Annotated in this window: 21 protein-coding genes; 9 read left to right on the forward strand and 12 right to left on the reverse strand. The window is 50.1% G+C overall.

The window, feature by feature from the left end; translation table 11 throughout:
- Positions 1 to 129: 129 nt before the first annotated feature.
- A complete protein-coding gene (ptrR, locus tag G4551_RS11510; protein WP_003032431.1) occupies positions 130 to 1,005 on the reverse strand; it encodes a putrescine utilization regulator PtrR in 876 nt (291 codons plus the stop codon).
- Positions 1,006 to 1,108: 103 nt separating this feature from the next.
- Here ptrR and sad point away from each other — a divergent pair, with 103 nt between their 5' ends.
- The 7 genes from sad (at position 1,109) to G4551_RS11545 (ending at position 8,822) form a co-directional block, all read left to right on the forward strand.
- Positions 1,109 to 2,497: a succinate-semialdehyde dehydrogenase gene (gene sad / locus G4551_RS11515; RefSeq protein WP_003836302.1), complete on the forward strand. Its 1,389-nt coding sequence runs from the start codon at positions 1,109 to 1,111 to the stop codon at positions 2,495 to 2,497.
- Positions 2,498 to 2,600: 103 nt separating this feature from the next.
- Positions 2,601 to 4,178: a methyl-accepting chemotaxis protein gene (locus G4551_RS11520; protein WP_003836301.1), complete on the forward strand. Its 1,578-nt coding sequence runs from the start codon at positions 2,601 to 2,603 to the stop codon at positions 4,176 to 4,178.
- A gap of 62 nt (positions 4,179 to 4,240) precedes the next feature.
- On the forward strand, positions 4,241 to 5,167 hold the full coding sequence (gene glsB / locus G4551_RS11525; protein ID WP_003032436.1) for a glutaminase B: 927 nt from the start codon (positions 4,241 to 4,243) through the stop codon (positions 5,165 to 5,167).
- Positions 5,167 to 5,526 carry a DUF4186 domain-containing protein gene (locus G4551_RS11530; RefSeq protein WP_003836300.1) on the forward strand — a complete coding sequence of 120 codons (360 nt, stop codon included), beginning with the start codon at positions 5,167 to 5,169 and terminating at the stop codon, positions 5,524 to 5,526. The genes glsB and G4551_RS11530 overlap by 1 nt, the downstream gene beginning before the upstream one ends.
- A gap of 80 nt (positions 5,527 to 5,606) precedes the next feature.
- Positions 5,607 to 6,134 carry a GNAT family N-acetyltransferase gene (locus G4551_RS11535; RefSeq protein WP_003836299.1) on the forward strand — a complete coding sequence of 176 codons (528 nt, stop codon included), beginning with the start codon at positions 5,607 to 5,609 and terminating at the stop codon, positions 6,132 to 6,134.
- Positions 6,135 to 6,240: 106 nt separating this feature from the next.
- Positions 6,241 to 7,692: a tagaturonate reductase gene (locus tag G4551_RS11540; protein WP_003836298.1), complete on the forward strand. Its 1,452-nt coding sequence runs from the start codon at positions 6,241 to 6,243 to the stop codon at positions 7,690 to 7,692.
- Between the two features lie 215 nt (positions 7,693 to 7,907).
- On the forward strand, positions 7,908 to 8,822 hold the full coding sequence (locus G4551_RS11545; RefSeq protein ID WP_003836297.1) for a bestrophin family protein: 915 nt from the start codon (positions 7,908 to 7,910) through the stop codon (positions 8,820 to 8,822).
- Here the strand turns inward: G4551_RS11545 and G4551_RS11550 are convergent.
- The gene (locus tag G4551_RS11550; protein WP_003836296.1) at positions 8,819 to 9,196 is read right to left on the reverse strand and encodes a GFA family protein; all 378 of its coding nucleotides are present in this window, start codon (positions 9,194 to 9,196) and stop codon (positions 8,819 to 8,821) included. The genes G4551_RS11545 and G4551_RS11550 overlap by 4 nt on opposite strands.
- A 132-nt stretch (positions 9,197 to 9,328) precedes the next feature.
- The gene (tam, locus tag G4551_RS11555) at positions 9,329 to 10,087 is read right to left on the reverse strand and encodes a trans-aconitate 2-methyltransferase (protein WP_003836295.1); all 759 of its coding nucleotides are present in this window, start codon (positions 10,085 to 10,087) and stop codon (positions 9,329 to 9,331) included.
- A 110-nt stretch (positions 10,088 to 10,197) separates the two neighbouring features.
- On the opposite strand from tam, the gene G4551_RS11560 reads away from it, so the two are divergent.
- Both G4551_RS11560 and G4551_RS11565 read left to right on the forward strand, forming a co-directional pair.
- Positions 10,198 to 10,731 carry a GNAT family N-acetyltransferase gene (locus G4551_RS11560; protein ID WP_080602206.1) on the forward strand — a complete coding sequence of 178 codons (534 nt, stop codon included), beginning with the start codon at positions 10,198 to 10,200 and terminating at the stop codon, positions 10,729 to 10,731.
- A 174-nt stretch (positions 10,732 to 10,905) separates the two neighbouring features.
- On the forward strand, positions 10,906 to 11,433 hold the full coding sequence (locus tag G4551_RS11565; RefSeq protein WP_003836293.1) for a hypothetical protein: 528 nt from the start codon (positions 10,906 to 10,908) through the stop codon (positions 11,431 to 11,433).
- Between the two features lie 186 nt (positions 11,434 to 11,619).
- On the opposite strand, the gene G4551_RS23995 is transcribed toward G4551_RS11565, so the two are convergent.
- The 9 genes from G4551_RS23995 to G4551_RS11610 all read right to left on the reverse strand — a co-directional run bounded on the left by G4551_RS23995 (position 11,620) and on the right by G4551_RS11610 (position 21,184).
- Positions 11,620 to 12,324: a toll/interleukin-1 receptor domain-containing protein gene (locus G4551_RS23995; RefSeq protein WP_032941306.1), complete on the reverse strand. Its 705-nt coding sequence runs from the start codon at positions 12,322 to 12,324 to the stop codon at positions 11,620 to 11,622.
- 164 nt (positions 12,325 to 12,488) lie between these two features.
- A complete protein-coding gene (locus G4551_RS11575) occupies positions 12,489 to 13,835 on the reverse strand; it encodes an ISNCY family transposase (protein WP_080602205.1) in 1,347 nt (448 codons plus the stop codon).
- A gap of 366 nt (positions 13,836 to 14,201) precedes the next feature.
- Positions 14,202 to 14,627 carry a hypothetical protein gene (locus G4551_RS11580; protein ID WP_042269579.1) on the reverse strand — a complete coding sequence of 142 codons (426 nt, stop codon included), beginning with the start codon at positions 14,625 to 14,627 and terminating at the stop codon, positions 14,202 to 14,204.
- A complete protein-coding gene (locus tag G4551_RS11585) occupies positions 14,614 to 15,378 on the reverse strand; it encodes a winged helix-turn-helix domain-containing protein (RefSeq protein ID WP_003836278.1) in 765 nt (254 codons plus the stop codon). Before G4551_RS11585 ends, G4551_RS11580 begins: the two co-directional genes overlap by 14 nt.
- A gap of 55 nt (positions 15,379 to 15,433) precedes the next feature.
- Entirely contained in the window at positions 15,434 to 16,090 is a 657-nt protein-coding gene (locus G4551_RS11590; protein WP_003836276.1) for a fimbrial biogenesis chaperone, read from the reverse strand.
- A gap of 7 nt (positions 16,091 to 16,097) precedes the next feature.
- Positions 16,098 to 17,441: a fimbrial protein gene (locus G4551_RS11595; protein WP_003836269.1), complete on the reverse strand. Its 1,344-nt coding sequence runs from the start codon at positions 17,439 to 17,441 to the stop codon at positions 16,098 to 16,100.
- Positions 17,438 to 19,915 carry a fimbria/pilus outer membrane usher protein gene (locus G4551_RS11600; RefSeq protein ID WP_003836268.1) on the reverse strand — a complete coding sequence of 826 codons (2,478 nt, stop codon included), beginning with the start codon at positions 19,913 to 19,915 and terminating at the stop codon, positions 17,438 to 17,440. The genes G4551_RS11595 and G4551_RS11600 overlap by 4 nt, the downstream gene beginning before the upstream one ends.
- On the reverse strand, positions 19,902 to 20,615 hold the full coding sequence (locus G4551_RS11605) for a fimbrial biogenesis chaperone (RefSeq protein ID WP_016150242.1): 714 nt from the start codon (positions 20,613 to 20,615) through the stop codon (positions 19,902 to 19,904). Before G4551_RS11605 ends, G4551_RS11600 begins: the two co-directional genes overlap by 14 nt.
- A 14-nt stretch (positions 20,616 to 20,629) precedes the next feature.
- Positions 20,630 to 21,184 carry a fimbrial protein gene (locus G4551_RS11610; protein ID WP_003836266.1) on the reverse strand — a complete coding sequence of 185 codons (555 nt, stop codon included), beginning with the start codon at positions 21,182 to 21,184 and terminating at the stop codon, positions 20,630 to 20,632.
- Positions 21,185 to 21,618: the final 434 nt, after the last annotated feature.

Consider the following 21,618-nt stretch of genomic DNA (forward strand, 5'->3'; position numbering starts at 1 on the left):
TCATTGGCAGGGCGCTATAATTTGCTGCCGAACATTCCTCATATTTTTAACTATTTCAATAATAATGAAATTCCGGGCGTATGACTTCACCCGGATATACAGTTATTCATGTTCTTTGAGGATCGCCAGTTACTCCGGGCTCTGTGATAACTGAGGGTTCAACACCTCAATAAACGCTTCCAGTTGCCGCGTCATTGCACCTCTGCGCCAGACCAGCCATGTATTCAGCCAGCGCCAGTTCTCGCTTAGCGGCCAGGCGTTTACCTGATGATGCCCTGGCATGCTCTCCAGCATCGAACGCGGGATCAGTGCGATACCCGCTCCGGCAATGACGCAGGCCAGCATACCGTGATATGACTCCATTTCGTGAATGGTGCCGGGCATGGCGCGATCGGCATGAAACCAGCTTTCAAAATGGCGGCGATAGGAACAGTTGGCGCGAAAGGCGTAAATACTGCAACCGTTGACGTCGCTGGCCCGCTGAATGGGGGGATGACCGTTAGGAGTGACAATCATCATCTCTTCACGGTAGACCGGCATTCCTTCAAGGCCTGGATGGGTAATTGGGCCATCGACAAAGGCAGCGTTCAATGTACCGTCGAGCACGCCGTCCAGCATTGTGCCTGAAGGACCCGTCGCTAACGCGAACTGAATTTTGGGGTAACGCTGGTTATATTCAGCCAGCGTGGCGGGGATGCGTACTGCTGCTGTACTTTCAAGCGAGCCGAGAGAGAAGAGTCCTTGCGGCTCATCCCCGGCGACGACCATCCTGGCTTCCTCAACCAGCGCGAGGATCCGCTGGCTGTAGCGCAAAAAGTTGTGCCCGGATGGGGAAAGCCGCAGACGCTGGTTTTCACGAATAAACAGATCAACGCCCAGGTCGGCTTCAAGCTGACGTATACGGGTGGTGAGATTAGATGGCACGCGATGAACCTTCGCAGCGGCCTGCGTAATACTGCCAGTCTCCGCGACGGCATTAAACATTTCCAGCTGCGTCAGATCCATAATTTTCTCTATTCGTGAATGGTATGGTTAATATTATTCATTTTTCAGAAAGAGTAAATATGCTCATGATATAACCATACCCTGCGATAAAGAGAGGCACTTAATGACTATCACAGCAGCAACACATGCGATTTCTATTGACCCTACCAGCGGTGAAAGACTGACGGCGACGCCGTGGGCCAGCGTGGAAGAGATTGATCATGCGCTGAACCTTGCAGCGAATGGCTATAGCGAATGGAAACACACTTCCGTTGAGCACCGTGCGCAAACGCTGCGCCATATTGGGCAAGCTCTGCGCCATCGTGCGGAAGAGATGGCGCAGTGTATCTCACGTGAAATGGGTAAACCCATTAAGCAGGCGCGGGCTGAAGTCGCTAAGTCAGCTGCGTTGTGTGACTGGTACGCCGAGCATGGACCGGCGATGCTCAGTCCGGAACCCACGCTGGTGGAGAACAACCAGGCGGTGATTGAGTATCGTCCGGTAGGAACTATTCTGGCGATCATGCCGTGGAACTTCCCACTCTGGCAGGTAATGCGAGGTGCCGTCCCGATTCTGTTGGCCGGAAATGGTTACCTGTTAAAGCATGCGCCTAACGTAACCGGCTGTGCTGCAATTATTGCGCAGGTTTTCGCTGATGCGGGTGTACCGGCAGGGGTTTACGGTTGGGTGAATGCCGATAACGCAGGGGTCAGTCAGATGATCAATGACCCGCGTATCACGGCGGTAACGGTGACGGGTAGTGTTCGTGCTGGTGCGGCGATTGGTGCCCAGGCGGGGGCCGCGTTAAAAAAATGCGTTCTTGAACTGGGGGGCTCCGATCCGTTTATTGTCCTTAATGATGCAGACCTCGATCTGGCCGTTAAGGCGGCGGTCGCCGGGCGTTATCAGAATACCGGGCAGGTTTGTGCGGCAGCCAAACGCTTTATTATCGAAGAAGGGATAGCGGCAGAATTTACTTCACGCTTTGTGGCCGCTGCGAGCGCGCTCAAAATGGGCGATCCGCTGAACGAAGAAAACGATCTGGGGCCGATGGCGCGATTTGATCTGCGTGATGAGCTGCACCAGCAGGTTGAAGCCACCCTTGCCGAAGGGGCGCGGTTACTTCTCGGCGGGGAAAAAATTGCGGGTCATGGTAATTACTATGCCGTGACGGTACTGGGCGATGTTACTCCAGAGATGACGGCGTTCCGCCAGGAACTGTTTGGTCCGGTTGCGGCAATTACTGTGGCGAAGAATGCGGAACATGCCTTAGCGCTGGCGAATGACAGTGATTTCGGCTTATCTGCCACGGTGTTTACTGCGGATGAAGTGCTGGCGCAGAAGATGGCGTCACGCCTGGAGTGTGGTGGCGTATTCATCAATGGTTACAGTGCCAGCGATGCCCGCGTTGCGTTTGGCGGTGTGAAGAAAAGTGGTTTTGGCCGAGAGCTTTCGCACTTTGGTTTGCATGAGTTTTGTAACGTGCAGACCGTCTGGAAAAACCGCCTTTGATGGTGTAGGTGCCTCCGCTGGGGGCACCTGTCTTATTTCTGCAATTTTTCTGTCATTTACTCTCCGTACACTCGCGTCTAACGCTTTGATACAGATGAGTAATATGAACATAACGCAAATTTTCCGTCGTCTTATACCCCGTCAGTTTGGTCTGTTAACCGGCATTTTTTGCATTATTGCGCTGTTCTCTATTTTGCAGGTCGCGTCCTCCTTAATGCTTTCGGCCTCAGTCAGCGGCGCACAGCATAATGAAGGACGTAATCAACTCGCGCTTATACAGCAGGCGAAGGTTGATGAAGCGCGGGTGGCGTTATTATCTGCCAGCGATTTACTTAACCGTGCGGGAGTTTATTTTATGCAGGATGCCGCCACCGGTTCGGACGGGAGTTGGCGTCCGTTAATGGAAGAGGCGTACCGGGCGCTGGCGCAGTCAAAAAGTGCATGGGATACCTGGCGGGATATGAAACCGCAGCCGGAACCGGATCTAACGGAGAGCTATCAGCGTTTTTATAGCGGTATTCTGGAGCAGGCGGATGGGCTGATGCAGTCAGGTTCCATTGATGCGTTTTTTGCCGTACCCGTGCAGGCCTTTCAGACGGACTTTAACGCTAATTATGCGCGCTTTCAGCAGAACAGTGGGCGACATGCGGAAGCTGGGCGTCAGCAGCTGTTGACCAGTCTTGAGCGTTTACAGAATCTATTTTTGTTTATTCCTCTCGTGCTGGTGGTTATTGCCTTTCTGATCTGGCGCAGTATGTCCCGTTGGGTGATTATGCCACTGCGACGGCTGATCGATCATATCGATATTTTAGCAGCGGGTGACCTGTCTCGCCCGGCCCCGCAGGTGAGTCAGTTTAATCGGGAAGTGACGCAATTAAGTTCGCGTATTGCTGCAATGCAGCAAGGTCTCTGCGCGCTGGTGCAGCAGGTGAACGATGCCACCACTGCAATGGTAGGAAATATCAACGAACTTGCGCAGAACAATAAACAGCTATATCAGCAGTCGGCGAAACAAAGTGAAGAGTTAAGCAGCGTGACATCGCATATTTCGTTGCTGGAAATGCATGTTGAGGATAACAGTGGCTTTGCTGAACTGGCGAATCAACGCGCTGTGCAGGCGCGAGATGTTGCGGCAGGCGGGGACCGAATGATGGCGACGGTAAATACGTCAATGCAAGCGATTGTGACACGTTCGTCTGAAATGCGATGTATTACAACGCTTATCGATAATATTGCATTTCAGACAAATATCCTGGCTCTTAACGCGGCAATCGAGGCAGCACATGCCGGGGAGCAAGGGCGCGGGTTTGCCGTGGTTGCGAAAGAAGTTGGGCTGCTGGCGCGAAAAAGCGGTCAGTCTACGCAAAACATTCAGACACTGATTAAACACTCGTTACAGGGCATTGAAGAGGGCTTTCACGCGGTTAACGGACTGGATAAGAATTTGCAGCAGGTTATCGCACTGGTTGAGAATCTTGGTGCGTTGCTGAACGACATTTCGACTGCAACGTTAAATCAAGGGAACAATATTCACCAGTTGACTCGAAAGCTGCATGTCCTGAACGGCGAAGCCCGGCAAACCAGCGATCTGGTGAATGCTGCATCTGACTCTTCCTTGCAGCTACACCATGAATCCCGCCAGCTTATGCAGGCCGTGGCCAGATTCCGCCTTCCGGCCTGACGCTGCGTATTCAGCTCTGTTATACTCGCAGGCCTTTCATACCTGCGAGCAAGGAGCATGTTGTGGCCAGGGCCATGGACAATTCAATTTTAGAGACCATTGTGCAGCAGGTTCGTCCGCTGATTGGTCAGGGTAAAGTCGCTGATTATATTCCGGCATTAGCCTCTGTCGACGGTTCAAAACTGGGTATTGCTATCTGTACCGTTGATGGACAGCACTATCAGGCGGGAGATGCGCAGGAACGTTTTTCTATTCAGTCGATTTCAAAGGTGCTCAGCCTGGTCGTGGCAATGCGTCACTATCAGGAAGAGGAGATTTGGCAGCGTGTCGGTAAAGATCCTTCTGGGCATCCTTTTAACTCCCTGGTGCAGCTGGAAATGGAGCAGGGTATTCCTCGCAATCCCTTTATTAACGCCGGGGCGCTGGTGGTTTGCGATATGTTGCAAGGGCGTCTAAGCGCACCGCGTCAACGGATGCTGGAAGTGGTACGGGCGTTAAGCGGTGTTTCGGATATCGCTTATGATGCGACGGTCGCGCGATCAGAGTTTGAACACTCGGCGCGTAATGCCGCTATTGCCTGGCTGATGAAATCCTTCGGAAATTTTCACCATGACGTGACCACCGTTTTGCAAAATTACTTTCATTACTGCGCGCTGAAAATGAGCTGTGTGGAGTTGGCGCGAACCTTTGTCTTTTTGGCAAATCAAGGGCATGCCTTTCATCTTGCGGAACCCGTGGTGACGCCGATGCAGGCCAGGCAGATCAATGCGCTAATGGCGACCAGCGGCATGTATCAGAACGCAGGGGAGTTTGCCTGGCGGGTCGGGCTTCCGGCGAAATCTGGTGTGGGTGGCGGCATCGTGGCGATCGTGCCTCACGAGATGGCGATTGCTGTCTGGAGTCCGGAACTGGACCCGGCGGGAAATTCACTGGCCGGTATCGCCGTGCTGGAGCAATTAACACAACAGCTGGGGCGCTCGGTTTACTGATGAATACGCTCGATCCTCTTTTTGCCCGGCTGGCGAAATCAACGTTTCGCTCGCGGTTTCGTCTTGGTCAGAAAGAAAGGCAGTATTGTCTGGATAAAGGGGCGCCGGTTATCGAACAACATGCTGCGGATTTTATTGCTAAACGACTGGCACCTGCGTTTCCCGCCAATGATGGTAAACAGACTCCCATGCGTGGTCACCCGGTATTTATCGCTCAACATGCTACGGCAACGTGCTGTCGAGGGTGTCTGGCGAAATGGCATGATATACCTCAGGGCGTAGCGCTAAACGATGAACAAAAACGTTACGTTGTCACGGTTATTTATCACTGGTTAGTGCTTCAGATGAACAAGCCATAGATAACATTATCCTATGATATGACCCCTTGTGTTGTGTAATTGTTAAAAGCAGTATGAAGGGGTCAATCTAAGGAGAAACCATGGCTTCCGGTAAACCCTGCTTTGTGCTGAGCGCGGCACAGATTCTGTCGCGAATCGACGAGCTCAGCGATGTTCTTGAACGGTGCGTCAATGACGGTGCCTCCATCAGTTTTATGCTGCCCTTTAATCGCGAAAAATCAGAGCCTTTCTGGATGAACGTCGCGCAAAGTGTTTCTCGCGGAGAACGGATCGTTCTTGGTACGCAAAACGCGCAGGGGGCGCTTGTCGGTACCGTCCAACTCATTATCGATCAACCTGAAAATCAACCTCATCGTGCTGATGTTGCCAAACTGCTGGTTCACCCCTCAGCGCGACGCGGTGGCCTGGCTCGTGAATTGATGAACGAACTGGAAAGTTGCGCGCGTCAACAAGGTAAAACGCTGCTGGTGCTTGATACGGCGACGGGCAGTGGCGCGGAGTCGTTCTACCACAATTGCGGGTGGAAAAAGGTAGGGGTGATACCTGACTATGCCCAAATGCCCGATGGGACGCTGACCGGGACCACACTTTTCTATAAAACGCTCTAATTTGTCGCCGGGGATTGATCAAAACAGGGTTTCAATGTATTAAAGTTTGCTAACCTATTGGACCAATTCAATCAGGTTGTATGACTAATCATAAAGGGAACCCATTGTGCAAACACTAAATCGTCGCGATTTCCCCGGTGCTCAGTATCCTGAACGCATTATTCAGTTTGGTGAAGGAAACTTCCTGCGCGCCTTTGTAGACTGGCAGGTTGATCTGCTGAACGAACATACCGATCTGAACGCTGGTGTGGTCATTGTTCGTCCTATCGAAAGTACCTTCCCGCCATCGCTGAGTACGCAGGATGGCCTCTATACTACTATCATTCGTGGTTTGAATGAGAAGGGCGAGGCTGTCAGCGATGCTCGTCTAATTCGTTCAGTTAACCGTGAAATCAGCGTCTATAGCGAATACGATGAGTTCCTGAAGCTGGCACATAATCCTGATATGCGTTTTGTGTTCTCTAACACCACGGAAGCAGGTATCAGTTACCACGCGGGCGATAAGTTTGACGACGCGCCAGCGGTAAGTTATCCGGCTAAACTGACGCGTCTGCTGTTCGAACGCTTCAGCTATTTTAACGGCGCATTGGATAAAGGCTGGATTATCATCCCTTGCGAACTGATTGATTATAACGGTGATGCGCTGCGTGAACTGGTTCTGCGCTACGCTCAGGAATGGATGCTGCCGGAAGCGTTTATTCAGTGGCTGGATCAGGCCAATGCATTTTGCTCTACGCTGGTGGACCGTATTGTTACCGGCTATCCGCGTGATGAGGTAGCTAAGCTCGAAGCTGAACTGGGCTATCATGATGCTTTCCTCGACACGGCAGAACACTTCTATCTGTTTGTCATTCAGGGGCCGAAGTCATTAGCCGCAGAACTACATCTGGATAAGTATCCGCTGAATGTCCTGATTGTGGATGACATCAAACCGTACAAAGAGCGCAAAGTGGCGATTCTCAACGGTGCTCACACTGCGCTGGTTCCTGTTGCCTGGCAGGCAGGATTGGACACCGTGGGCGAGGCGATGAATGACGCAGAAATTTGCGCCTTCGTTGAAAAAGCTATTTATGAAGAAATCATTCCGGTACTGGATTTACCGCGCGATGAGCTGGCGTCCTTTGCCAGTGCGGTGACGGGGCGTTTCTGCAACCCGTACATCAAGCATCAGTTGTTGTCGATTGCCCTGAACGGCATGACTAAATTCCGTACCCGCATATTGCCGCAACTGCTGGCCGGGCAACAGGCCAGCGGTCAATTGCCCGCACGTCTGACGTTTGCGCTGGCGGCGTTGATTGCGTTCTACCGCGGGGAGCGTAACGGTGAGTCTTATCCGGTCCAGGATGATGCGCCCTGGATTGAACGTTTCCAACAACTGTGGAGCCAACATCGCGATCGCCAGATAAGTACTGAGGCGTTGGTGCGTACTGTACTGGCGCTCAAAGAACATTGGGAGCAAGACCTGACCCAGGTTTCTGGGCTGGTGGAGCAAGTTTCTGCCGATCTGGATGCCATCCTGGCAAAAGGCATGCGGGAAGCCGTTAAGCCACTGTGCTAAGACGACTACCGACAACCCGGCTCAGGCCGGGTTTTTTCTGGATATAGGTTAGTTACAACATACTGTGTTATTTATATCATTAACCCAGTCTGTAACTTCCGTGCGGCTTCGTTTTGAGCAGGGCAAAAGTTGTTTGGATAATGTTGCGATTAACTTGCAACATTGATCGCTATCGCGTCTAATGTGACGGATTTCACATTTTCCCGAAGATAACCATGATCGTTCGTCCCCAACAACACTGGATGCGCCTGATATTTGTCTGGCATGGCTCCGTATTATCAAAAATCTTTACCCGGCTGCTTCTTAATTTCCTTCTTTCTATTGTGGTTATTATCATCCTGCCATGGTATACGATGCTGGGTATCAAATTTACCCTGGCACCGTTCAGCATTCTCGGCGTGGCGATAGCTATTTTTCTGGGGTTTCGCAATAACGCCTGCTATTCACGTTACGTTGAGGCCCGACACCTGTGGGGGCAGTTGATGATAACTTCCCGCTCATTACTGCGAGAGGTTAAAACCACCTTACCGGACGACGCTGATCTGAGGTATTTTGTTCATCTGCAAATCGCATTTGCCCACTGTTTACGCATGACTTTACGCCGACAGCCTCAGGCAGAGCCGTTAGCGAAGTACCTGAGCGAGAAAGATATGCAGACGGTATTTGCCTCACAATCACCGGCAAACCGCATCTTGTTGCTGATGGGCGAGTGGTTGGCCGTACGCAGACGTAATGGTCAACTGTCTGACATATTATTTCACAGTTTAAACAATAGGTTAAATGATATGTCTGCAGTACTGGCCGGTTGTGAGCGGATTGCTAATACCCCGGTGCCGTTTGCTTATACCTTGATCCTTCATCGTACTGTGTACCTGTTTTGTATCATGTTGCCATTTGCATTGGTGGTCGATCTGCACTACATGACACCGTTTATTTCAGTGCTTATTTCCTATACTTTTATTTCGCTCGACACGCTTGCAGAAGAGCTTGAAGATCCGTTTGGCACTGAGAACAACGATCTGCCGCTGGATGCGATTTGCAATGCAATCGAAATCGATTTGCTGCAAATGAATGATGAAACAAATGTGCCAGCAAAGCATATGCCGGATAAGCACTATCAACTCACTTAGCGACGTTCGTTTTGCCACCACGCGGGCTGCATATCGGAAAACGAATGAAACTCCGGTGCAAGGTCTTCATCGTTAGGATCGTCAAAAGCACCGGCTAAAAGCGCAATGACCGGGGCGTCATCGATGGCGCCCACGGAGCTGCCGCACTGAGGGCAAAAGGCCCGACTGGTCGTTTCTGATGAGCGCCAGGTTTTTGGTTTTCCGGCTTTACCCGTCCATTCTACATTTTCTGCATCAAACTCAATCCAGACGACGGTAGGCGCGCCCGTATGTTTCCGGCATATATCGCAGGAGCAGGTATGGGAATTATTAGGACTGCTGGCAGTGAAACGGATCGAGCCACACAGACACCCACCAATGTAGACTTTAGACATAACAACTCCCCGTCAGAAACATATTGCAAGACACTAGCAGAAGCCAGACATAGCCACTAGATCCTTATGATAAAAAGGCGAGGGTACGCATGGCTGATAGTTTATTCCTGTGATCTGCCAGATGATAAACGCTTAACTATTGCGTCTGGCAACAATAAATAATCGCGGAAATGCCAGTAAAATTTTGCCGTTCTCCTGCAACGGATATTGTTCCTGGAGCAGTTCATGGTAGCGCGCCAGGTAATGACGTTGCTCGCTTTCGCTCAAATCCTGCAACCAGGGGCGCAGGCCCGTCGAGCTTACCCAGTCGATAATTGCCTGATGCGAATCCATAATGTGATAATACGTTGTACGCCAGATATCTACATCACAACCCGCTTCGGTCAAAATATCATAGTAGGCGTGAACGCCAGGAAGCGGAGCACGGCCACGGTCTGGGTAATCTTGTTCATAAGCCACTTCGCGCATCAATACATGCGTTGGCTCCAGCCAGTTATCTGGCATTTGCACGGCCAGAACGCCATTGTGACTCAGTTGTGAGACCAGGTGCGGGAATAACTCATAGTGATCGGGTACCCACTGTAACGATGCATTGGCATAAAGCAGATCCACCGGGTGCTCTGCCTGAAACGTACTGATATCCGCTTCAATAAAATGGCATTTTGGTAATGTGTTGCGCGCTTCATTCAGCATCGCGGGTGAGGTATCAACCCCAGTTATTTGAGCTGAAGGCCAGCGCTGATGCAGTAATGCTGTACTGTTTCCCGGGCCACAGCCAAGATCGACAACTGAACGAACACTTTCTAACGCCACTCTGCTAAGTAATTCCGCTGCGGGTCTTGAACGTTCAGTTTTATATTGCAAATAAAGCGAAGGGTTCCAGTCGGCCATGTATGAATCTCCAGTATAAGAAGAAAAGGCGGAAAGGGGGTTCATTAGTCCTTGCCGATAAGCAGCTTCTTTTAGAAGATTATATGAAAATGAATGATAAGGGCAGATTTATGCTGGAAACATCGAGACTGATTCTCCGTCAGTGGGAAGCGAAAGACAGAGCGCCATTCGCCGCGTTAAATACCGATTCCGATGTGATGCGTTTTTTTCCGGCTCCATTGCTACGGACGGAAAGCGACAATCTTGCCGCAAGATTCCAGGAAGGCATTACAGAGCGCGGCTGGGGATTTTGGGCCGTTGAACTACAAGAAACACACCAGTTTGTGGGCTGCGTAGGTTTACATCCACAACCTGATAAGTTTCATTTTTCACCCTGTACTGAAATAGGCTGGCGTCTTGCGAAATCATTCTGGCATCAGGGGTTAGCATTGGAAGCTGCCGAAGCCTGCCTGACTTTTGCTTTCGAGGAACTGGCGTTAACTGAGGTGGTTTCTTTTACTTCGGTGCTGAACAAACCGTCTGAGAACCTGATGATACGCCTTGGCATGAGTAAAGCAGAAGAGTTTGTGCATCCCGCGTTGCCGCCAGATCATCGATTAGCACAACATGTTCTGTATCGTCTGATACGCAGCAGCGCCGTTTAACACTATGTTTCAGCTGCACAAGGACGACCAAAAAAACTCAGGTTCTTTCTTACTCCATCTTTGTTATTGCAAGCTTAAAAAGTCACCTCCTTGTGCCAGTTTTAAATGTCACTTTTTAGTATTGGATTATCAGGGTAATGTATGGTTCTGTCCGTCTTTTAACGCGAATTAACTATGCATTTCTTTTGTGAGCTTATTGAAAGAAGTACCTCGTTTACACTCTACAGCCTTGAACAGGCAGAAAGTGAAGTGATTGAAAAGCTTCAAACAAGTTCAGCAACCGTACACATTAAACAGCTGCAGATGCTTCAACTTCAGAGGCCAATTTTTGCCGTGGGTATGTTTTCCATTTTTGAAGCGCATTTACAAAATGGATTGAGTTGTCAAAATGGATTTAAAGAACTCCGAACTATTCTTGATGCTGCAGGAAAGCATGAACTTAAAGAAAGGTTTGATAACTACTACCTTGCTATTAATGCGCTAAAACATGGAGATGGTGCAAGTTACAGGCAACTTATAACCAAGAACCATGATCTTGAATTTGATGTTGAAACACCCCACACTCCTGTTTACGAAGAAGGGGATGTTTCAGCAATAAGGTCTCTCATCAAAGCAGATGATGCTTTTATTCTTGGTTGTGCTGAACTGATCCGAGAAATTTCGGAAACAATTAGCGAACAGCATCCTGACTATTTCGCGTAGTTGAATAGAAGTTACAGTCCTTGTTATTGAAGCTTAAAAAGTCACCTCCTTGTGCCAGTTTCAAATGTCACCTGAAGTGACATGGGCAGGGGAAGGCTAAGTTCTGAAGGGAAAGGGTGATAAGAGATAAAATATCTGGCCTACCGTAGCAGACCAGATTTATTAGTTTGAAAGGGGGTCGTTGCTCTACACAGTAATCAATTCTGCAATTTTTGTTGCGACAACTGCCAGCGTATCTTCTCCCGTGTCAAGACCGCTTCGGGATGCGAGCAAGGGGCTGACATTACGGAGAGCTTCATACGTTGTGTTATGAACGATCGGGACGAGTTGGTTCCCGGCCAGTAAAGCTGAAAGCTCTTTATCAGCAACACCTTCTTTGGGCAGGCGGTTTAACAGCGCTGGAGTAACTAATACCAAACCGATTCGAGAATTCGCTAATCCTTTATCGATGGCACGCATCATAGGAACGCCAAGAGCAAGATCTTTTTCGCTAAACCATACTTTGACGCCTGCAGCCTCGAGTAAATCGTGCAGCTCTTTGGCTATGCCTTGTCGATCATCACAAGCGTGGCAAAGGAATACATCACGCAAATCAGGCTTCTCTGCGACAAGTTTCTCTACCGTTTGGCGAATCGGTGTGAGAGATTGCACTTGGGCGGTTGTGTAAGAAACGGAAGAACCCGATTTTGACCAGCGGGGCTTTGTACCGCTGCTGGATCCACCGCCACTGCTTCCATAACTTCCGCCAGAGCTGCCTGACGAGGAATAGGACGAATAACTATCGTAACTGTAGCTACTGCGGCGATAACCACTGCGATTGCGACAGGCTGGACAGGCAGCAGCGGCTGCTGCTGAGCTATGTCCACGTACAGGAGCCGTACATCTGGCCATGTTCTGATTTCCCCTTAATATTCTGGAAGATATCTGCTATGAGAGTAAAACCAGATACGTAATGGGGATTATTGGTTATAAACCCAACTGCCTTATTTTCAAAAGCTTGTACTTCATCACACTGTCACAACCGAACCACCCAAAAAATCCAAAAGAGCAGGGCGCTAGCGTTTCAGACTGGCCCTGAATTCCTTCGGGTTTACCAGGACCGGATTAATTGCCCTGAGTTGCTCCTGAACTCTGGCCTGAGCCCGTCGTTTGGGCATCTTTTTGCTCCGGCCACGCTTACCATCGCGTTCGAGTTCATCCATTTTGCTTTGCGCCAGCTTCAGAACTGCCCCTAGACGTTTGTTATCAACGATTTGCCCCTGGTCGACACATTCCAGTTTGTCGAACACCTGATATTTGAGTGAACGGTAACCGTATTTGAATGCCAGCGTGCCGTCTGGATAGTCGTAGACTGTTATTTTCTCGCCAGCGATACGAGTATTTTCTTCTGTAGGTTCAACCAGATATATCATTTTGTCATAGCGGAATGTCAGCGTTTTAGACAGCTTCCGCAGTTCCTGCCAGGCAAAGATGTCATCCAGCTCTTCGCTGCTTTCAGCCGCGGGTCGGTGCAGATCTTTGGGGTATTTTGCTGGTCGTGCGAAGCGACGATTGAAGTCAGCGATGAAGGTATCCAGCCAGGCGTTGGCTGCTTCAATACTGCTGATTCCCTCAAGACGCATCTCCTTGATAAGCCGATCCTGAAGTGTCTGATTGGCTCGCTCAACGCGGCCTTTAGCCTGCGGACTGATGGCACAAATCAATTCGATCCCCAGTTCAGAAAGCACACGGCCAAACTGGGTGACGCCGGTTGTGGTTGAACCACCATTATTGACCCTGAAAATACCGTGCTTGTCGCTGTAAAACGCAAGGGGCTTGCCGTGTTGCTCGAGATACTCGCGGGTGGCCATCATGTAATCAAAGGCTGATTCAGTCTCACCAAAGCGGAGATGCATCAGGCGACCAGTCGCGTCATCAATAAAAACGAGCAGGCAGCATTTTGGCGCACGTCCTTCAAACCAGTCATGCGGGGAACCATCGATCTGAACAAGTTCTCCAAGGCAGTCACGTCGGTATCTGGGCTGATGAACGCGGGGTCTTCGACGTGAATATGGGACCCAGAGTCCATCAGCCGTCATCCATTTTCTGAGCGTTTCAACAGACACCTTGATGTCGTGACGTTCGCGCAATTTTTCCGCGGCCAGAGTTGGTCCAAAGTCGTTGTAGTGATCGTGAAGCAACGAGAGAACACGCAGCTTCAGCGACTCAGAAAGCCTGTGATTACCGGGGCGTCCACGTCGAAGGTTTGTAAGGCCAGCAGCACCTGACTCGCGAAAGCGGTTCATTAAACGCTGAGTCTGACGTTCGGTCAGAGCAAGCTGGTGAGCTGCATCACGACGGCGCATGCGTTTTTCTACAACTGACTGAATGACGTTGATCCGGCTAAGTTCTTTATCTGACATGGTCACAAGCATCCTGATGTCTCCATGGCCTGAGGATTGGATCCTTTATGCCAGAAAAAGTGACATCACTAAATGGGTTAAAAGTGACATCAGAATATTGGAGTTACAATCTTAGTGCGCATAATGTATATTATGTTAAATTGAATTTGAACTGTATTAGGCTTCTAACCCCATGGACCTGTTCAGTCTTCGCCCCTTCTGATTTCTCTGTCGAATAACCAATCATGAAGGTCTGAGCAACAAAGTTCGCTCCTGCAGTTGAAATGCTTTGAGCACAAGCACTCTGTATGCAAACGCTATACAGAGTGCAATCTCAACGGTTTAACGCTGACAAAACACCGACGGCGAACGGCTGGTATAGAACTGTCATGTACTGCTATTGAGTCGCAATATGCTGAAATAAAATGGTTCTTTGGGTTTAAGGAAAAAATCTGGCAACGTTCTCGCTAACAATGGATGAATGTTAGTCCCACCGGAACTTGAAGCGACATTTCCGGACTCCATAAAGTAATCATCATCCTTGCGGGTAAAGGTAAACCAGACATTTTGATTTACCGCCAGCTTTTCACCGTTATTATCAGTGATTTTTCCGCGTAAAATAGCCACCCCATTGCTGCCATTAAAAACGTATCTGACTGAAATATCACCACGAATATCCGGATACTCCATTACTAATTCTCCGGAGCAATCAAAATGTGACCGCTGCCAGTTTTGTAACGTCATCGTGACTGCAATTGTTAACGCTACTGCTAAGATGATGCCAACACACCATTTTATATTACGTCCCCACATGTCTGGACTCCGCGAAATAATAATGGGTCACACAATCATTATCCTGCCAGCGGCTAAATTGCTTTCGACAAGTTAATGCGGAGATCCGCGGAAAATTAGGATACAGCGTGAGATAAACCCAGGGATAACTTTGACAATCCAGCGTATTTGTTTTGATAAACTGCTGGTGCAGATCAAATTTAAGCACATCCTGATTGACGTACCAGTGGCATCCCTCCCCTACGCCTAAAGACACATAGCGACTGAGTTTGGGATCAAACTGTGCCTCCCAGGTCACTATTGCGGCTATAACGCAGCACACAACACCCGCTAGAATCCAGCACAGTGAGCGCATACGCAGTGATTTTGTCACTGTATTTACCGGCGTTACCGATGGCGTGACAGAGAGATCGCTAAGCGGTTCTTCAATCTTCTGTTCCAGCACTTCCAGTTGTGGCTCCAGGCGGATCCCGACTTTCGGTACGGTTACGATAAGTTCTTCATTCAGGCCAAGTTCTTTAAACGCGCGACGCAGCAAGGAAATATTCTGATAGAACGTATTATTGGTGACCTGCGCACCGTTAATATACCAGACATGCTCAAAGAAATAATCACGTTCAATAACCTGCCCCTGTTGTTGAATTAATAATAGTAAACAACGGGTTGCCGGATTGCTTAATGTTATACGTTTGGTCTCATCTGATTTCGCGTAGAGTACGTTCCGCTCTGGCCAGAATACAACGGTACTGTTAAGCAAAAACACGTGTGCCATTATGTTCCCTGAATATGGATTTTTGTCAATTTAGCTAGAGCGAGCACTGCCAGCGTTAATTTACGACAGTTGAAAATCCCCAACGATTTCCTTCATCGTTAATCACAGTAAAGTTTATCTTATTATTCAGCATTTCAGGAGGTGCTGACTTAAAAATTACCTGCCGGGAACGCGGTGAAACCACTATTCCAGTTATGGAATAGTCTCCTGAATCTACATTAGCCAGAGATATGTTCCAGGAACTCTGATTAACAGCGTAAATCCCCCCGTTTTCATGGTGAAAACTCAGAAGATTGATGCTTTTTTCAGTCAACACGCCTATGTTTTTCGGTCTCCATAGGACTTTTAGCTGATTTCTTAACGTTAAGCGCACTTTTTCACCAGTTGGGATATTTTTCAACTCCGCTGGAACCTGGTACACGTTGAGCCAGAATAACGACTCATAATCGTTGGCAAGCCCCGCCCCAGTCGTCATCACCTTTATCTCGCGTTGTTCACCGGGGAGAATTTTTAGCACCGGGGGAAGCACGATAAAAGGCGAGCTGGCCTGAGATGGCCCTTTCTCTGGCGTGCCGTCATCTACCCAACTTTGAACCACCACGGGATAATTACCGTCGTTGACTAACATCACCGAGCGTTGAGTCTCTCCGTGGTTGAAGATGACCCGAGTAGTACTGATGTTAACCGCTGCCTGCACGCCAAATGCAAACATCCAGAGGCTACTGAATACGCAATAAAACTTGTACATGTGACTGGTAGCCCCCCGCCGTTAACGTATCTGCACCAAAACTTGCCAGACGAGCTTCGAAGCTTTCGCTGTAGTAATTGATGCCATCCTGGCTGCCATTTTGCTGCGTATTGCTGCCAATGACTGGCATCCAGCCGCCTTCGCTACCGCTGCCGACAGTTGACACCGCCATAAAATTCACCGGACTACCCGCACGGTAAACACGCACGCCAACGCCGCGAGCCCGCCCGGGGGCGCCATATTGCGTATCTAATAGCCAGGTTACGGTTTTACCAGTAATCAAATTAAAACCCCAGGCGCTGTTGACGCTGCTTTCCGGTGCAAGCAGCCCCATTGCGACATTGCTCTTCCCGGTCGCCACACCGGAAACCACCGTTGATTCGCAGGCAAATTCTATCTGGAAGGGCGCTGATGAATACTCCCCCTGCTTGAGCTGGACCACGGAAATTGGCGGCAGATGCACAACGGGCGTAAAATCGGTAACCTGACACATTGCTGCACGTTTGACGAAGATCCCGTTATTGTACAGGCTAATCACTGACGGCCAGTCATTCGCCCAGCCAGACCAATTTCCTCCACGGTGTGGCTGACCTATCTTGATACCCCACGAAGTCGTACCGGGCCCACGAAAAACCACGTAAGCATTGGGATTCACATAACTATTGTAAGTAGCAGACTGCGCCTGGTTGGCGTAGTAGCGTGTATCCAGCGTTTTAATCAACTCGGCGCTTATCGTCGAGAAGTTCTTGGCTTTAATCAGGAAGTTGCCATTGGTATCAAGATCCAGGTTTTCCAGTGGGCGTTGCTGCCAGCTGTCGGTAAAGACGCTGCCTGTCGCATCGTGCGTCAAGCGTAATGCGACGTTTTTCATGATGGTCAGATACGCGCCAGGTACATCCGTTGCTTCATACCAGCCAGCCACGGTGTCATCGCCGTTAGTTGACCAGGCTTCATAGAGTTGCCCGGCGGTGTCCGGTGTACAACGGAAAAATACCTGCTCAGGATCGTAACCGCCGCCTTTATGAGCATAAGTGGTAAAAGGGATCCCGCCGCTGGAGGTCAGGATCGTCCCTGCCGGCTGAAAACTGCTATTACTGGTGATATCGACAGACTTACTCAATCCCGGCAATAGCCCGTTCCAGGCATCGTTGCCGCCGCCGGAGCGCCAGTCATTGGCAATGCCGTCCGTACTTGCACTAAGCCTGTGCGTACCTTGTGCGCCACTACTTCCTGATTTATATGGATAAATAATGTATTCACAGGCGGCCTGTATCTGACAAGAAAACAGCGCCAGAACCAGAAAAAATAGTCTCATGAGCGCCCTTTTGTTACGCAAGCTACCGTTAATGCAATTAACGGTTCTGAACGTTGTTGTTGGTTAAGTTTCCACGGCAACGAACAATCACTGCTTTCCAGCATCAATAGTCCCTCTTCGTCTTCAACGCGGGCATATACCTGGTTCGCCTGGGCAACCATCCCGACTACACGACCTCGACCGTCGGTCACTGCCGCTCCCATCGGTAACGTCACGTCACTCTTCACAGTGATGAGTAACGGATAGCCAGAGAGCGTTGCAAAACGCAGTTTTACTGCGGCCCCCGCCATTGGCGCAATGCGCCGTTGACTCTCCTGAAGCTCTGCGTTGGAGTTCATTCCACTAGCGTCGAGAGTCACGTTGTTAAAGCGATAAGGTGTCAATGAGGGGACCAGCGCATAACCCCCGCTGTTGACGGTTGCACCCTGTCCGCCCCCGACTCTGGCTCCCGCAGCGCCTGGCGCTTCCACCAGGGCAAATGTGTCGCCAACCCACGGGCCGGCAACAATGCCATGGCGATGTACAACGAGCGCCCCGCGTACCCCTGCAGACCATTGCTGATAGTTTTGTGACTGTGAGACGCTGCCGTTTAGCGTGCCGAAAGCCGTATTTTTTTGCAGTGAACCACCCCAGTCGGTCACGCTGTTTGACTCACCTTGCCCCTGTTGCCAGCCAGTGGACAGCGCGTAATTAAGGGTTTCATCCTGATCAAGCGCACCAGATAATGCCAACTGCGCATTGCGCCCAGCCTGTTGAGCCTGACTCGCCGACAGCGCCAGCGTATGCTCACGTTCACCTATACCCAAAGGCATTGAGAGGGTAAGCGTTGCCATGTTTTCTTTTTGCACTTGTGAACGGTCGCCGTTACGCCACCAGGTGTCCTGTCGGCTGAATGACATACCTAACGTCATTCGTCCAAAGGTGGTGTTATACCCAGCCTGCAACTGAGTGCTGCTGCCACGGTCACTGTAGTAATCCATCATTGATCCCGACAGCCATAGGTTTCCGTAGCTGCTCAACGTTTGGTTCACCGTAACGGTAAACTGGTTTTTTTGACGCAGCGTATCCGAGCGCCATTGCGCATTGCTTCCGCTGACGCTTCGCTCACCCAGAACGTCACCGTAGTCACGATACCCTTCTGTGGAATAGCGATAACCCGCCAGCGCGACGTGAGTTCCTATCGGAGTGAACGTTTTGCTCCAGTTGGTTTGCAGCCGCCAGCCACTCATGGTTTGAGAAGCAATCCGGGCCCGCGAACCGGTAACATCGACACCAAAAGCGCCCATCGACGTTGCCAGAACGCCTCCCATCAGCAGTGCCTGATAGTCGTCGCCGATCCGCAAAGCGCCATTAGCGGTCAGGAGATTCGTCATCCCGCGCTCCAGCGTGAAATCGGTAAACAGACCATCGGCCGCGCTGTAATCCCGGGTCTTACCTGCCACCAGACCGTAGCGCCAGACGCCGGGACGCAGTGATAAAGGTACGCTGGCATATGGCACGGTATAGCTACTCTTTTTGTTATCGGCGCCGGTGATTTCAACTTGTAAATCACCGTCCCAGGCTGTATTCGGCAAATCATCGAGTACAAAAGGGCCTTGTGGTACGCTGGTTTCGTAAAGCGTTCGACCATTCTGCTTAACCACAACGCGTGAAGGTGTAGATGCCGTACCACGAATTTCTGGGGCGTAGCCGCGTCGCGACTGTGGCCACATTCGTTGATCGGTTTCCAGTTTGACACCTGTAAACGCCATGCTGCCAAGCAGATTTCCCGAGGTGTAGCTTTCGCCTACCGTCAGTAAACTTTCCAGAGATGCGACAGGGTGTTGAAGCCAGGTTTGCAGCGCATCCCAACGTTGGCTTTCTCGATCGCCATCGCGCCGCCAGTTGGCAGACGACTGTTGGCGAAATTGCCAACTCCCCATGTTGAAGCCGCTGCTCAGTCCCAGCCAACCATAATCACTTTGCTGACCGTTATTTTTATTGTGATAGGCGTGCAGATTGTAGTTACTGAACAACACGCTCTCGCCGCTTTGCCACTGCGACGGCGGTACATAATCCATGGGGGTACGTTTTAATGCCGCCTGAGGAACGCTGAGATTCAGACGCAATAAGCTCTGGTCAAAATCCCAGCGTCCACCGCTGATCCGAGCTTCAGGGGCGAAGCAATCCTGCGCTTGTTCCGACGCTGCTGTTACGCCCTGTTCATCCCAGAATTTCGCCGGAAGACAGGGTTCGGTACGCCCTGCTGTATTCTGGCGAAACAACACATCATCCCGCCCTACATACCGTCCATTGAGCCAGATATCCACGCTATAACGTCCCGCGACCACCGCATCCGGATCGTTGAGCATTGCCAGGCTTTTTTCGTAACCACTCCCAAGCAACAATGTTTCGTCAAAGGTGTAATTGCTGGCAAAAACAGGCATAGCTGCTGGCAAAAAAAGCCACCACCAGCGTGGATTAGTTTCGGACATTGTCCTGTTTCTCCAATGCCACGCGCCCGCTTAATGAGGCTCCCTGATCGTTAATCCAGCGCATTTGCGCGTCGTTCAATTGCGAAATTTTTGCAGGCCACGACATTGTCGCCCACGGTGCGATCGTTTCGCTCTGAATGCGCTGTTTTTTTCCCGCACCGCTGACGTCAAGTGACGAGAGCGCAAGATAGAAACCACTGTTATTGCGTAAATGCAGCTTGCCATTCTGCAGCCAGACCCGGCTGGTGTTCGCCATCTCCAGCGGCGAACCCACCAGCCCTTTGGGTCTTACCAATACTTTTACGCGACTACGTACCAGCACCAGAAGCTGGTTATCGTTTTGCGCATCCTTATTTATGGGCGGGATCTGAATGAAGTTAAACCACCATAGCGATTCCCTGTCCTGTGCAATGGGTTTGCCGATGTAACGCAGCCGCACAGTTTGCCCCGCGTGGGCCGCCATCCGAAAGACCGGTGGCGTAGTGACAAAAGGAGCGGCCGCAGTTTGTGGTACTGATTGTGCATCGCCATCATCAAGCCAAACCTGAACGACACCAGGGACGTCGCCGCGATTAGTTAATTGCACACTGACTTCCCGGCTGTCTGCCGGATAGATTATCCGGTTGCCGGTCATCACTATGCTTGCCTGCACGCAGAAGCACATCATCATTCCAACTAAACCAATAGCCAATCCTTTCATCACGCAGATCTCGCTTACAAATAGGAAATAGCGTATTGCACAGTGCCGACAACTGTCCCGGCGGTTGCTCCACCGTTCGGGCTAAAATACTGCACGGCAAAGTCGTGCTCACCGGACGTATTTCCGGCCGCAACGGTGATTCCTGCAACTGGAGTTCCAGTACGCAAATCAATCGGCGTAGTGCCCGCGCTATCGGTCAGCAGTTGTAATTCAACATTTTGCGCTGTACCCGTATTAGCCAGGTTTCCACGCTCGGTTATATTATTTGCAACGAAGACGGTTTTAATATCCAACGCATTAGAATCAACAGTACAACCAGTAACGCCGAGGGTGAATGTTGTCAGGCCTGCTGAAGATGCTGCTGCTGCGAGATCGCTTTTCGCAACCGACGGCAGTAATACTACCGGCCGTGCATTTACACCGTTAACCGTGACCTCGCAAGTTTGTTCGGTCACTTCGCCTTTAAAGGTGATGGTATTTGCTGAATCAGCATACGCTATCTGCGCTAACAATAACGCAAGGCCACCAGCTGCAAATATGTAACTGGTATGAGGATTATTGATTTTCATATTGTCTGTCCTTAATTAATAAATACATCGGTATCGTAATAAATAATTCAATAGTCCCTCTCCGCTGAGAGCGGAGTATTTATTGAGGGATGCAGCGACGCCAGTAATGTCTTATGACTTCGTAGGATTAACCCTACGATGACTGCTAGTTTAAGAATAATCCCAGAGATTAAAACCTTTGTTTTCTCAAATCATATTAGGTCGGTCTTAAATAAGATCTAAATCTCGATGCTATCGATATAACTCATTGTTTATATTAAATTTTATCTACAGGCATAATTTCCCTAAGAAAAATTTTCTTAACCCGAATTAAACACGATAAAGACCATATTCATCACAAGTTAATGCAGCCATAGCCAACCTTGTGACCGTTTAGTCTTAAAGTTAACCTTCGTTATTACCCGTGTTCGTACTGGTGTTAACATAACTTGCCC

The sequence above is a fragment of the Citrobacter freundii ATCC 8090 = MTCC 1658 = NBRC 12681 genome (assembly GCF_011064845.1).
Lineage (GTDB): Bacteria > Pseudomonadota > Gammaproteobacteria > Enterobacterales > Enterobacteriaceae > Citrobacter > Citrobacter freundii.